The 13,661-nt window shown below is 42.4% G+C and carries 12 protein-coding genes; 1 reads left to right on the top strand and 11 read right to left on the bottom strand.

What is annotated here, in order from left to right:
- The first annotated feature begins 496 nt into the window (after nt 1-496).
- Nucleotides 497-1,462, top strand: coding sequence for a nuclease-related domain-containing protein (locus tag D0463_RS07550; RefSeq protein ID WP_117306770.1), 966 nt, complete (start codon nt 497-499; stop codon nt 1,460-1,462).
- Nucleotides 1,463-1,792: 330 nt separating this feature from the next.
- On the opposite strand, the gene galU is transcribed toward D0463_RS07550, so the two are convergent.
- The 11 genes from galU to D0463_RS07495 all read right to left on the bottom strand — a co-directional run bounded on the left by galU (nt 1,793) and on the right by D0463_RS07495 (nt 13,319).
- On the bottom strand, nt 1,793-2,674 hold the full coding sequence (gene galU, locus D0463_RS07545) for a UTP--glucose-1-phosphate uridylyltransferase GalU (RefSeq protein WP_117306772.1): 882 nt from the start codon (nt 2,672-2,674) through the stop codon (nt 1,793-1,795).
- Nucleotides 2,675-2,947: 273 nt separating this feature from the next.
- A complete protein-coding gene (tuaH, locus tag D0463_RS07540) occupies nt 2,948-4,150 on the bottom strand; it encodes a teichuronic acid biosynthesis protein TuaH (protein ID WP_117306769.1) in 1,203 nt (400 codons plus the stop codon).
- Nucleotides 4,151-4,166: 16 nt separating this feature from the next.
- Nucleotides 4,167-4,925: a teichuronic acid biosynthesis protein TuaG gene (gene tuaG / locus D0463_RS07535; protein WP_117306768.1), complete on the bottom strand. Its 759-nt coding sequence runs from the start codon at nt 4,923-4,925 to the stop codon at nt 4,167-4,169.
- Between the two features lie 11 nt (nt 4,926-4,936).
- Entirely contained in the window at nt 4,937-5,620 is a 684-nt protein-coding gene (locus D0463_RS07530; RefSeq protein WP_117306767.1) for a GumC domain-containing protein, read from the bottom strand.
- A 7-nt stretch (nt 5,621-5,627) separates the two neighbouring features.
- Nucleotides 5,628-7,076 (bottom strand): teichuronic acid biosynthesis protein TuaE, encoded by a 1,449-nt coding sequence (tuaE, locus tag D0463_RS07525; RefSeq protein WP_117306766.1) that lies wholly within the window; start codon nt 7,074-7,076, stop codon nt 5,628-5,630.
- 33 nt (nt 7,077-7,109) lie between these two features.
- The gene (gene tuaD / locus D0463_RS07520; RefSeq protein ID WP_254052735.1) at nt 7,110-8,447 is read right to left on the bottom strand and encodes a UDP-glucose 6-dehydrogenase TuaD; all 1,338 of its coding nucleotides are present in this window, start codon (nt 8,445-8,447) and stop codon (nt 7,110-7,112) included.
- Between the two features lie 48 nt (nt 8,448-8,495).
- The gene (gene tuaC, locus D0463_RS07515; RefSeq protein ID WP_117306764.1) at nt 8,496-9,689 is read right to left on the bottom strand and encodes a teichuronic acid biosynthesis protein TuaC; all 1,194 of its coding nucleotides are present in this window, start codon (nt 9,687-9,689) and stop codon (nt 8,496-8,498) included.
- On the bottom strand, nt 9,686-11,149 hold the full coding sequence (tuaB, locus tag D0463_RS07510) for a teichuronic acid biosynthesis protein TuaB (RefSeq protein WP_117306763.1): 1,464 nt from the start codon (nt 11,147-11,149) through the stop codon (nt 9,686-9,688). Before tuaB ends, tuaC begins: the two co-directional genes overlap by 4 nt.
- 17 nt (nt 11,150-11,166) lie before the next feature.
- On the bottom strand, nt 11,167-11,826 hold the full coding sequence (locus tag D0463_RS07505; protein WP_117306762.1) for a sugar transferase: 660 nt from the start codon (nt 11,824-11,826) through the stop codon (nt 11,167-11,169).
- A 402-nt stretch (nt 11,827-12,228) separates the two neighbouring features.
- A complete protein-coding gene (locus D0463_RS07500) occupies nt 12,229-12,756 on the bottom strand; it encodes a chromate transporter (protein WP_117306761.1) in 528 nt (175 codons plus the stop codon).
- Nucleotides 12,753-13,319 carry a chromate transporter gene (locus D0463_RS07495; protein WP_117306760.1) on the bottom strand — a complete coding sequence of 189 codons (567 nt, stop codon included), beginning with the start codon at nt 13,317-13,319 and terminating at the stop codon, nt 12,753-12,755. Before D0463_RS07495 ends, D0463_RS07500 begins: the two co-directional genes overlap by 4 nt.
- Between the last annotated feature and the right edge of the window lie 342 nt (nt 13,320-13,661).

The raw sequence follows: 13,661 nt of genomic DNA, 5'->3' as shown, positions 1-13,661 counted from the left end.
GGATAATCGACCATTTATCTGGATAACCGCTCATTTATTCAGATAATCGCCCATATATCCGGATTATCGCTCATATATCCGGATTATCGCTCATAAGCTTGGATCATCATTCATAGATTTGTGGCATCGCTCATATATTCGGACAATCGATCATTTATCTGGATAACCGATCATATATTCAGATAATCGCCCATATATCTGGATTATCGATCATAAGCTTGGATCATCATTCATAGATTTGTGGCATCGCTCATATATTCGGATAATCGATCATATATCTGGATAACCGCTCATATATTCAGATAATCGCCCATATTTCTGGATTATCGCTCATAAGCTTGGATCATCTTTCATAAATTTGTGGCATCGCTCATATATTCGCATAGTCGATCATAAAAATAAAATACTACCTGCCTATTAAAATTTCTTCATCCCCATGCAGGATTATCTAGGTAAATAAAGAATTTTTATAAAAAACCAGAAAGGAGTAATGAGAATGATTGCCAAAAGTCGAGAACTACCATTAACAATAGTTAAATTGGAGGCATTGCTGAGACGTCTTCCCCCCGCTTATCCAAAACGGCTGAAAATCGAAAGGGATCTCGCCAAAAGGCAAGCTGGATTCAATGGCGAGGAGTCAGTCGATATTCACTTTGATTCTCTTCCCGAACACAAGTATCATATCTTTCAGGACTTATGTTTGAACAACGGGACATATAACTTTCAAATCGACAGTCTAGTTCTTTCAAATCATTTCGCCTTGATCATTGAGGTGAAGAATATTTCCGGTACGTTATATTTTGACCGTACTTTCAATCAGCTTATCAGGACATTTAATGACAAAGAGGAAGGATTTCCCGATCCGATTTTGCAAGTAAAGCGGCATCAGCGGGAGCTTGTATCGTGGATAGAAGAAAAAACATTAAAGCCACTTCCTGTAGAATTTCTGGTTATCATAAGCAATCCATCCACCGTCATCAAGCTGAAATCCGGTTACTCGAGAGAATACGAAAAAATATGCCATTCCGCGGATTTGGAACATAAAATAAAAGAATTGGAAAGAAAACATAGCAAAGAAGTTATTTCTCAAAAAGAGCTAAAAAAACTGTCCCGCCTTTTATTGAAAGAGCATTCCCCCCACAACACCAACATTCTCGAAACCTATGCCATTCCTTGCGAAGACTTGCTGACCGGTGTTATTTGCCCTTCCTGTTCGAATCTTCCGATGATCCGAAAAAAAGGTTTTTGGCTTTGTCCGTCATGCCACTCTCCATCTAAACATGCTCATTTTCAGGCCCTTCACGATTATTTTCATCTCATTAAGCCTTCAATTACCAATACCGAATTCCGGGACTTCCTCCAAATCTCCTCGCGGCATGTTTCAAAAAGAATTCTCCATTCTATGGATTTACCTTCAGCAGGAGAAAATAAGGGCAGAATCTATTTTCAAACAAGCCCATAAAAAAAGCTTAGCCAATTTCGGCTAAGTCTTCTCGGCTAATTATTAATATACTTCTCAACAGTGGCTATTTTATTTGGATTGCCGCAATATCATTACTTTCTTGGGTCCTGGCAATACCTGAACCAGCCGGATGGGCTAGCAGCTAGTCCAAATCTGCAAGAATAGCTCGTGGCCATTGCAGTTTTCTCGCGTTCGCGATCTTAAAGCATCCGAAAAAAAGTAGCAGCCGTAGCACCAGTCATTAATCTTACAAAATGACCCATGAAAAAGTCCAACACACTTAAGCACCCCATCACAGTCTCCCGGGGGTGCCTCACTCCTTGTATAAAGTTAATCCAATACTTTTTCACTTTCCAACAACTCGAGCATAAGGGGCATTATCTCGGTCTTCAAAACAGGATCTTGCATAGCGAATTCTAACGTTGTTTTAATAAATCCGGCTTTTTCCCCAACATCATAGCGCTTCCCCTCAAAGTCATAAGCAAATACTCGCTGAATTTGATTTAATTTTTGGATGGCATCTGTTAATTGAATTTCTCCACCGGTTCCGGTTTCTCTTTGATCGATGAACGTGAATATTTCCGGAGTCAGAATGTATCGACCCATGATCGCTATATTGGAAGGAGCTGTGCCTGGTTTAGGTTTTTCGACGAAATTCTGGACCTGGTAACGTCTGCCGTACCGTGAAGCCGGGTCGATGATTCCGTAGCGCTGGGTCTCGCTATCAGAGACCTGCTGGACACCGATTACAGAAGATTGTGTTTCGTCATAAATTTGGATGAGCTGCTGTAAACACGGGACATCACTTTTGACGATGTCATCTCCTAGCAATACGGCAAATGGTTCATCGCCTATGAAGTTTCTCGCACACCAAACTGCATGTCCAAGACCTTTTGGCTCTTTTTGGCGGATGTAGTGAATGTCGAAATTGGAAGGTCGCTGTACCTTTTCAAGCAGTTCATATTTCTCTTTTTCCAAGAGGTTCTGTTCGAGCTCTACAGCCTTATCGAAATGGTCCTCGATGGCCCGTTTTCCTTTTCCGGTCACGATGATGATATCTTCAATGCCAGATTCAATGGCTTCCTCTACAATATATTGAATCGTTGGTTTATCGACGATCGGCAGCATTTCTTTTGGCATCGCTTTTGTCGCCGGCAGAAATCTAGTTCCCAGGCCCGCTGCTGGTATAATTGCTTTTCGCACTCTTTTCATGAAAGCCACTTCCCTTTTGAATGAATTTGAAAAGTTTTGCCATAGATGAAGAATAACGCTCTGGGCAGATTGGGCCTCTTTTCTTCCGATAAGGTGATATAAATGAATAAAAAAAGATAACGACAAAACAGGCCGAGACATATACAAGGAACAGGATATTTAAAATGTGCAACATCTTTACCTCCTACCAGAAATTTGGAGAACTGGTATTGCTGGTTAATAGATGACCCCTGAATTATAGTTCCATTGTAACCTGCACATGATAAGAGATAATTACCGCGGTGTTAATCTTTTGTTAACAGACGCCGTTTCATTCTTTACAAAAACGATTTCAACCATTGCTCTAAATAGATCGTCCCAATCCTTCGTTTTAGCTAGCATCTTCCGTCTGTCCCCATAGTCCGCTTCATTTTCAAGCTCTTCACAAGCCCGAATAAACTCATCGGCCCCATCCGTTTCTAAATGAGCATAGACCGCATGCTCAGCATATTTTTTAGTCGATGGCAGATGAACTCCCACGGCAGGCTTGCCTGCAGCAAGGAATTCAAACAATTTAAGCGGAAACACTGCCTGATTGTAAGGAGATGGCTTATACGGCATCACACCGATATCAATCAGATTCATATATTTAGGAACCTCTAAGGGAGGAACACTTCCTGTCCAAAGTACATTGGGTTCCTTTAGCAGCTGTTGAAATTCATGATTCATCCCTGTTCCATCGGGACCAACAAACAGGAACAGCCAGTCTCTTTTTTGCTGCGCTGCTTTTTTTATCAGAGCAAGATCGAGCTTCGGTTTAACGCCTCCTATAAAGCCCAGAACTGTTCCCTCAAAATCTGCTGGAAGAACTCCATCGACTTTTTGGACCTGATTAGCAAACAAATCAAACTCAACGCCGTTTTCAAATGTACGCACATGTCCAGCAGCTGATACGCCAATTTTTGCAACAATTCTATCCCGTAAATAATCCGATGTGCAAAAGATTGTTTCGGCTCGCTTAACAATGCGGTCTTCCGCGGAGGAAATCAGTTTTTCCCTAAAAGCAGAAAGGACATTCTGCGATCCGCTTATTGGAGAAGCCCATAAATCACTGCAATCGTAAATGACCTTGTCCCAATTAAAGAGATCAGCAAGCATTGGAAAGCCCGGAAAGGTATACCACAAGATGAGGTTATATTGTTCCTGGAATTGTTTTAAATAAGAAAGGAAAAATTCTATTTTTTTCTTATAAAAGCGGTCTACGTAGCGGCCAAATCGAAACATTTTTTGCGGCAAGAGATCCTGTACTAGCCACTGTTTAATTCCGTTCGGCAAAACAGAAAAAGAAGCTTCCGTTTGGTGAGGGGCCGGGCACAGCCAGATGACTTCTTTCGTTTCGGGCTGTTTTTGCAGATATTCGGCAAGGCGATGGCGCCTGTAGCGCAGATTGTCTTGCTCCCACTCGCCCGTGGCAACGATGATGTGTACATTCTTCATTTCTTCCCCCCCCTTTCTAGATTCGTTTTACCACTGCATGGTATGCATAATGGGAAAAGCACCAAAATGCTTTTATTACGTTTAATTTTTCAACCTTGCGATACACAAACCAGTTCATTTTGGCTGCCTTCCATTTGTTTTTAGAAATAGAGGAGTTCCCGACACGGTATTCAGCGAGATTCTCATTTAAGCCATAAGCAATAAAACCTTTTTTTAAAACAGACAGCCAAGTGGCAAAATCTTGGCGTGTGCGAATGTTCGGCATCTGAACCGGCCCTGTTTGCTGCCGATCGATCATGACGGTTAAACAACCGACAATCGTGTTCTTCAGCATATCCTCGTATGAAATTCGTCTAGGGGCTTCCACCTGTTTATGAACCGGATTCCCATCATTGTCAATGAGCTCGTAGCCAGTAAATGTGAAGGCATAGCTGTTGTTTTGCATGAATTGGATTTGCTTTTCCAATTTGTCACGTTTCCAACAATCATCGCTGTCAAGAAAGGCGATATATCTTCCCTCAGCATTCTGCAAGGCTGTATTCCGGGCAATCGCGGCACCGCCATTATTTTTCAGATGGATAACCCGTATCCGCTTATCTTCTTCTGCATACACCCTTAATTTGTCGCGGGTATCATCTGTTGAACAATCATCAACGATAATCATTTCCCAATCCTGAAAGGTCTGCTTCCTAACAGAAGTAATGGTGCGTTCTATAAATTCACTCGCGTTATATGAAGGTGTGATAATTGAAACAAGGGGCTGCTTTCGATCCACAGAAAGACCTCCTATTTTTTGGGTTGAGCACGAACCAATTCAGGGATAACAATCCACAGCAGGGCAAGTGTTAACCCGATTAATACCCCCAGAACCGCTCGCTTTTTTGAGGATGGAGCCACATTTTGCTGTGCTTCGGTTTCAGGAGATTTCAGCAGTACCGCCGGCTTTATCGTAAGCCCGGCTGTCTGCAGCTCATACAGGAACCGCTGCTGGTCAACCTTTGCCTCAGGTCCAACTTCTTCGTTTTTTAACGCATCAATAGATTCTTTTATGATCGTTTGCTTTTGCTCAAAGTTTTTTTTGTCCAGTTCCATAAATGCATCCGCAATCTTATTGACCACTCTAGCGGACTCAGTTTGAGGATGGTTGCTATAAGAAATTTTGATATTTTGCTCCGATACAGAGGTCACCCTCAGATCCTTGAGGATATCTTCTCCATGGTCCCTCCATACATCCGGTAAATGCTCTTGATAGAAAGGCAGATTTGATAGGAGGACAATCACTTGTTTTTGGTCATTAAAATCGAGATTTTCATAGCTTCCAAGTGAAATCTCTGCTTCAGAAGGTGGTCCCGAAAGGTCTTTTCCTGCCGGTAGCAGCCAGCCCAAAGCACCGAGAATGATCGGAACGGACAGCAGTAAAAAGAAATATTTCTTTGTTCTTGCAGTCAATCTTTTAACGATGGATTCCATGAGAGTCTTACTCCTTAGCCAAAATTGAATTCATAGATTTCGCTTTAAATACAGATACAACAGCAATGACAAATCCGATAAAAACCCAGTGGAAATAGAGGTTGATCATCGTACTTGGGCTGATGCTGGAGATCAGAAAGCCCACTAGCGCGAGCATGCACGCTTCAAGCAGCATCCTATCCTTCCGTTCTCGTGTTCCATAGGCTTTGTAAAGACGGTATAAAAGGTAGAAATACATCAGGGCATATCCTAAAAACACGATAATCCCGAAGTTACCGATAATTTCAGCGAGCCAGTTATGGACCTCAACTACATAATTGGTGTTGAATATCGGCTTATTTTTTAGATAAAATGGTATATTTCCTGCACCCACTCCAAAACCATAAGTGTCCACTACGTAATGCATGGTGTTTTTCAGCAAATTAAATCTTGCCACATTTGATGACAATACTTCATAATTCGGCTGGCTTCCGGAAGCGATAAACAATTTAGAAAATAAATTCACAAACTTGCCGAAAAACACTATGGCACCAATAAGCCCTATCGCAATACCGCTTAGCACTGCTATTTTCTTCAGCCATTTTGGAAGAAGAATAAAGAAATACATGCCCAGCCCTACGATGATTCCGAGCATGCTTGCTCTGGATTCAGTTAAATAAATGAGATAAACAGCCATGAAAGCAAGGAGAATCGTCACTGTTTTCACTATTGCATTTTGGCTGTTTTTCGCTGCTGTTATATAAAAAAAGAATGAAATCGTTAAAAATGTGGCAAAATCATTTTGGTTATGAAACACGGATGTTGGGTAAGACAGCTTATATTCCGGACCCCCGTAAAGCGTTGAGGTCGGTAGCTGAAAATGGGCAACATGATTCAAGATCCCAATTATCATCAGAAAGACGGTCATCAGCATCCATATTCCATAAACCAGCAGCAATCGGTTAATGCTTGTAAACGTAAAGACTGCCAGGAAAACAAATAAAATCCCTATTCCCAATAGAAACAAGTACTTGATTCCATCCACAATCGAACTTGCCCAGAGCAGGGACACCCCGCCATACGCGAGCCAGAATAGAAGAAACAGCATAACGCCTTTCACCTGTACTTCATTCCAATAATCGGGGAGCTCTCTGTCCTTTGCCACGTGCACAAGAAAAATGAAAGCTGCACCGATCAGCGCCAACCTGTAGAGAAACAAGGTGAAGAACCCAAATTCTATGCTTAAAACAGACTGGTTAAGAAACGTGGTGGCCACCAGTACATACATCGAAATAACTGAAAGCTGTTTAAAGCTGATATGCGGTTTTACCAATACAGCCAGTATGATGACAGTCCAAACCCCTGCAAAGAGAAGGAATACGCTTTGAACTCCAGCAAGGTAACAGCCGATAAAGAGTCCCGCCAAAAGGAAAGCGGATGTTCCCGCTGCTTGTTTCACGCTGTAATTGCTTTCCATCGCTTCCCTTCTCCTTTTACCTGATAATTTTTCTTAAATCACATGGGAAATCAGCGTATTTTCGTTATGCACCGCCGGTCTTCCCACTGATATATACGAAAACCCGTGATTCTTCATAAGTTCCAAATCAAACAGGTTGCGCCCATCAACAATTAGCGGTCGTTTTAATAGTCGCTTCACTTTTGTTAAATCCAGTGCCTTGACTTCGTTCCAATCCGTTATAATGACACATGCATCTGTGTTCTTAATCGTTTCATAGATATCATCTGAATAGGTGCATTGATTGCCGAGCTGTTTTTTCGCCTCTTCGATCGCGATCGGGTCAAACGCTTTGACAGTCGCTCCCATTTGTCTTAATCGTGGAATAATGTCAATGGCTGGAGCACATCTCACATCATCCGTATTAGGCTTAAATGCAAGTCCAAGAACACTGATCGTTTTCCCTTTTAAGGAGCCTAAAGCAGCGGTCAGCTTTTCGACTACACGATCGCGCTGGCCTTCATTTGTTTCCATTACTGCTTTGAGCAAATTAAAATCGTAGCCGCATTCCTGCGAGATATGAAGAAGCGCAGATGTGTCTTTAGGAAAACAAGAGCCGCCAAATCCGACACCTGCCTGTAAAAACTTTTTCCCAATTCTGCTGTCTAAGCCAATTCCTTCTGAAACCTTGGTCACATCGGCACCGACCCGCTCACAGATGTTGGCGATATCATTAATAAAAGAAATCTTGGTTGCTAAAAAGGCATTGGCAGCGTATTTAATCAGTTCAGCGCTTTCCACAGTGGTTTTAACAATCGTTGACGTAAATGGTTTGTGAAGTTCAGCAACTATCCCATAGGCTTTGTCGCTTGTTGCGCCAATTACAGCGCGTTCCATATTCATCGTTTCCTGAATCGCCGCGCCTTCACGCAAAAATTCAGGGTTGGACACAATATCAAAAGAATGGTTATCAGGAGAATAATTATGGATGATCGATTCAACCAGCTTTCCGGTTCCCACAGGCACCGTGCTTTTTGTAACAATGACCTTGTAGCCATTCAAATTTTCACCAATCGTTTCGGCCACTTGTTTTACATAGGTTAAATCGGCTTCGCCCGTTGCTGACATCGGCGTACCCACGGCAATGTAGACCACTTCAGCATTGCGGACCGCTTCTTTTATATTTGTAGAAAAGGAGAGCCTTTCACTGTCAACATTTTTTTGGACAAGCTCTTTTAATCCTGGCTCATATATCGGCATGATTCCCTGCAGGAGATTCGATATCTTGTTTTGATTAATGTCACAGCATGTCACCTGGTTGCCGGCTTCAGCAAAACAAGTTCCAGATACAAGACCAACATAGCCTGTTCCAATTACCGCTATTTTCTTCACATTCATCGTCTCCTTCTCTGTTTCATCTTCAAATTTATCCTTACTGCTTTAACCGTTTAAAGGTTTGGATCCTATCGTTTTTATATATTTTTCTTTCAGCAACATGGCATTTTCTGATGCATCATAGTTTTTCTGTATGTGTGAATAAAGGTCCTGACCTATTTTTTGCAGATCCAGATTTCCGGATAAATAAGCCTGGATCCGTTCTGCAAGACCTGCTGCTGACTTTGGTTCGATGAGCAGGTTCCGGTGCTCTCCAAAAAGCTCAGGGACACCCCCCACTGCTGTACAAATGGCCGGGACCTTCATGGCAAGCGCCTCGATTAAAACGGTTGGCATCCCTTCCGTGTATGAAGGGAGTGTAAACAAATCACATGTAAACAGATAATCTTTCACTCTAGCATTCTCAACTTGCCCGGATAGAAAAAGCCTGTTATTAAACTCCGGATGAGCGTGCAGTTTCTCTTTAGCCGGCCCATCGCCGACATATACAAGAGCCACCTCGTCCGGAACCTTTTCCAGCGCCTGCGCAAGCTCAAACACTCCTTTTGCTTCCGTTAATCTCCCCACAAACAGAATCATTTTTTTATCCAATGGGAGACCGAGGCGATTTCGAACCTCCAGCTTAGATTGTTTAGATGGCTGGAACTGGGAAAGATCGACTCCAATTGGGAGTACTGTGCTGTCTCTCCCGGTCATTTCTTTTGCTCTTTTCTGCAGGCTGCTGCCAACAGCCAGAAGCCCGTCAGCCGACTTTACCGACTGCAGGAATGCTTTCATCGCCCCTTTGCTATAGTGGGGGTAAACATTCACATCACTTCCATGCAATGTTAAGATCCATGGAAGTTTTTTCTGCGCTGCAACCAGTTTTGCTGCCCCGCCTGACGGCATTGCAAAATGGGCATGGATTAAATCGAAGTCCAGATTATAAGCAGACATCGTTTCCAGAACAGATGCAGCAATCCGGTGATCCGGCTGCGCCCACCTCAACTGCCCTGGAAGAGCGAGATAGGGAGGCCGATAAACGGTAACTCCCTTTCGCTCATAAACAAGGGGCAATTCTTTATTCAAACGATATTGCTTTCGAAAATATTGAAAAATAGATGGATTCCGAGGCACAGGACAAATCACCGTAACGTCGATTCCTAATTGTGTTAAGGCCTGTACTTGCGTTTCATGAAAGACTCCGCTGCCAGGCTGTTCCGTACTGGGATAGACACTTGTTATCCACAAAACCTTCATAGCGGCCGTCCCCCAGTCCTCATTTTTAATAGCTTTGAGAAAAATCCCGGATAAACCTTGGATAAGAGCAGCAGATAAAGGCCTGCGCTAACCCCTACTGAAATGATAAGAGGCCAAATAGTGGCTTCTGAAAAATAGTGCGCACAGCTTTTATTAATAACGTAAGCCACCGCTGTAATGAGCAGCGACAGAGCAAATGGCATTGCTACCGTATTCAAGTAACGGCTCCAGCGAAGCCCTATTAGCCACGCTAGCAGCCAGCGTCCCATTATGAAGTTAACAATGCTGACCAAAACATAGGTCCAGGCGACAATTTGCAGACTGTTTGAGGTGACGGCAATCCCTAAAGAAACCCCGTAAAGCAGGAGCATGCCAGCATCCCAATAAAAAGCAATGTTCGCCTTCCCCTTTGCGAGAATGATGCTGCCGCTTGGATTCATTAACACTCTTAAGATCCCGACGATAGCCATGATTTGCAGGATAGGGATGGCTCCGCTCCATTTTTCACCGAAAAAGGTGAGGATAAATAGATCGGACACGGACGCGAGTCCCATCAGCATCGGAAATGTAATAACACTTAAGAACTTCGTCATATGCAAAAATCCATCATTCAAGGCTGTATGGCTATGCTGGTTTTTCGAAAATAACGGGAAGGCCACCCTCGTCATAATCGGGTTTATCCTTAATACCGGGATGGTAACAATCTGATAGACCAGATTGTAAACCCCCAATGCTTCAGCGCCCATAAACCGGCCGATTAAGATAACATCGATATTGGATCCGATGCGATTAACAAGCCGGGATGATAGTTGAAAGGCCCCAAACGATAAGATCTCGCTGCATTCCTTCAAATCAAAAGCAAACCCTGGCCGCCATGTTTTCGCATAGCTTACAAAATACCAAATGCTTTTTAGCGAATATAAAACAACCTGTGAAATGACGTATGCATAAATAGGATTAATCGTGAAGATCAAAATCACTAATATAAAAAAGGAAACAGTGGCTGAAATCGTCTCGATCTTGCCAAGTTGATTGAATCGTAAATCTTTTTGCAGCAAATATTGGCTTTGCTGTCCAATCGGAGCAGCTAAGAACACCACCGCTAATATTCGTATTAATTCACTCAGTTCGCTGCGATGAAAAAAGTGAGCAATCAATCCACTAGTGAAAAATAAGACGATAAACAAAACAATACCAACCACCACATTCAGCCAAAATAAAGTCGAAAGCATCCGGTTTGATACCTGTTCTTTTTGGATGATGGCTGAACCAAACCCCGAATCAAGGATGATTTGAGCAAAAACCATCACGATAGTTAGCAACCCTACCAGTCCAAACTGAGAGATGCTCATTTGATTCCCAAGCAAGATAAACTGGATGATTTGAATGACGGTAATAATCATCGTTGATATACCCGTCCATTTTGCTCCCTTTGTAAGTTGTCCCGTGATGGATGACATTGATTTTCCCCGCCTTATTAACGTGCTCCTTCACCGGTAAATAGAATTTTAAAAGTTTTTAAAATAATTTTCAGTTCAAGAACAAATGCTAGATTTTTAATATATTCCAAGTCATAACGTAATTTTTCTTTTGGGGTGATGTTATATCCCCCATTAACCTGCGCTAGTCCAGTTAGTCCCGGCTTTACGAGAAGACGATTCTCAAACCCCTTGATTTCCTTGCTGAACTGCTTGGCAAAAACAGGCCTTTCGGGTCTAGGGCCCACTATGGACATGTCCCCTTTTAACACTAAAAGCAGCTGGGGCAGCTCATCAATCCTCGTTTTCCGGATGAATTTTCCTACCTTTGTGACCCGGCAATCCTCTTTTGCAGCCCACTTTGCCCCTTCTTTTTCAGCATCTATTCTCATAGATCTGAGCTTGATAATCTTAAACGTCTTCCCGTTTTTTCCTAAACGGTCCTGGAAATAAAAAGGAGATCCTGGTGTTTCAAGAACAATAAGAAGCGCAAATACTAAAATGATTGGCAGTGAAAGGAGAAATCCAATGCCTGCAAGGACTATATCAATACCCCTCTTAATATAGAGATATTGAAGTGCATGCTTTGATAGTCTAGTATTGGAGGCTTCGACGATTGGATAATCATGGTAGATGTTATAGACCTTTTCTGAATTCACAACTTTATCACCCCAGGAACTTTTAATTACTGACTATGTCGAATTATAGCGGGCAATAATGAAGCGCATGTTGAGTAATTTCAAAGGATTTGTAAGCTATGTTACGGTTTTTCAAACATTATATTGGATTTGTAATTTCTATGAACGGAGTGTAAATGTTCACTACAGATTACGAGGGACATAATATTAAGAAAGTAGGTCAGTACTATACGCGGGACGGCTTAAAGACAAAGTTGATGTTTACTTTGCTGTTATAGTCTTTATGTTTTTTTTACAATGAATATTTATGTTAATAAAATTGATCAAAATAACCGGAACAAAATAGCTAACGAGTCTTATTATGTGTCAAGGATAGCTAATACAAATAAAAAAGGAACCTGTAGGCAAGAGCCTGTAGGTTCCTTATAGAAACAATGCACCATAAATCAGGGCACCTGCTATAACATATGCAGGATGCACTTTCATCCTTTCCATCAATACGTAACTGAGCGCGCCAATGACGGCAGTTTGAAGCCAGCCGACGCTTTCATAGGAAGAAAAGAAGAAATCGTAGGTCATCACGCCCAGCAAGACGGCAATAACAGGCCTTACTACAACGGTCATCCTTTTCACGCGCGGTGACTCTTTATGCTTCATCAGCAAGCCGAGCAAGCCAAGCATTAGAATTAATGATGGGGCAACAGACGCGAACACACCCATGAACGCTCCTACTATTCCGCCCTGTTCATAGCCGATATAACCTGCCATCTTCGTGGCAATCGGACCTGGCAGCGCATTCCCAATAGCGAGCACTTCACTGAATTCAGTTACCGTCATCCAGCCGTAATTGTCCACTACTTCTTTTTTAACTAAAGGAATTGAAGATGGACCGCCCCCGTAGCCGAGTATGCCAGGTACGAAAAACGCCCAGAAAATTTGTAAATAGATCATGATGTCGGATTCTCCTTTTCTTCTGCAGGAGAATTTCTTTTCAAAAGAGCCCCCAATAATAAGGCAAAAATAATAATCGCCGGATGAATGTTTACTGCTTGCATTAAGACCAAACTGGCAGCTACTAAAACAAACGTCCAAAATCGTCCCAAGCTCGAATTCATCGACTTCTTAATAAATTCCCACGTCATCGTCAGCAGCATAACGGCCACAACTGGGACAACAGCAGCGGCCATCCCTTTCACCCACGGCTGATCTTTATAGGAATTCAATACATTTAAAAGCAATATCATTAATAAAATCGTCGGCACCATTGTCGCGAGAAGCCCATTGAACAGACCCCAAATCCCGCCGACACGGTAGCCGATATATCCCGCAAGCTTGGTTGCAATCGGACCTGGCAGCGCATTCGCCAAGGCAAGGATATCGCCGAACTCATCAGCTTCCATCCATTTATATTTCTCAACGACTTCTTTCTTAACGAGCGGAATGGATGACGGTCCTCCGCCATACCCAAGTATCCCAACCCGAAAGAAAGCCATAAAAATATCGGCCTGCTTCAATTGAAATCTCCCTCTCTGCCCCACTCCCCAATAAAATCAAGGGAATTATAAAATCGGGTCCCAGTTCATTACTTAACATTCTCTCCTATTTTATCATCCGGCGACCCTTCCGTCAGTCCACGACTCATTCCAGCCTTTTTCAAAATATCAGCGGCTAAAAGCTGCGCTAGATAAGGATGATCGAGATAGTCAAATCCTCCTATTTTACAAAAAATATACTAGTATTATATAGAAATTTTGCTATATTTTTAGATATACTAGAGATGAACGTACTATTAGCTTTACTTTTTCTCAGTAATCGATACGTAAATTGTTATAGCAATAATATTTATCTGACACTTT

The sequence above is a fragment of the Bacillus sp. V59.32b genome (assembly GCF_003429085.1).
GTDB lineage: Bacteria > Bacillota > Bacilli > Bacillales > DSM-1321 > Peribacillus.
The sequence above is the reverse complement of the archived record's forward strand: the minus strand, read 5'-3'. Positions and strand labels throughout refer to the sequence as shown.

What these genes read in the sequence shown, in the direction of transcription:
- tuaH (WP_117306769.1), bottom strand. Translation starts at nt 4,150, where the DNA reads ATGAAGAATGTACACATCATCGTTGCCACGGGCGAGTGGGAGCAAGAC.
- tuaC (WP_117306764.1), bottom strand. Translation starts at nt 9,689, where the DNA reads ATGAAGGTTTTGTGGATAACAAGTGTCTATCCCAGTACGGAACAGCCT.
- galU (WP_117306772.1), bottom strand. Translation starts at nt 2,674, where the DNA reads ATGAAAAGAGTGCGAAAAGCAATTATACCAGCAGCGGGCCTGGGAACT.
- tuaE (WP_117306766.1), bottom strand. Translation starts at nt 7,076, where the DNA reads ATGGAAAGCAATTACAGCGTGAAACAAGCAGCGGGAACATCCGCTTTC.
- D0463_RS07500 (WP_117306761.1), bottom strand. Translation starts at nt 12,756, where the DNA reads ATGATCTATTTACAAATTTTCTGGGCGTTTTTCGTACCTGGCATACTC.
- tuaB (WP_117306763.1), bottom strand. Translation starts at nt 11,149, where the DNA reads ATGTCATCCATCACGGGACAACTTACAAAGGGAGCAAAATGGACGGGT.
- D0463_RS07530 (WP_117306767.1), bottom strand. Translation starts at nt 5,620, where the DNA reads ATGGAATCCATCGTTAAAAGATTGACTGCAAGAACAAAGAAATATTTC.
- D0463_RS07550 (WP_117306770.1), top strand. Translation starts at nt 497, where the DNA reads ATGATTGCCAAAAGTCGAGAACTACCATTAACAATAGTTAAATTGGAG.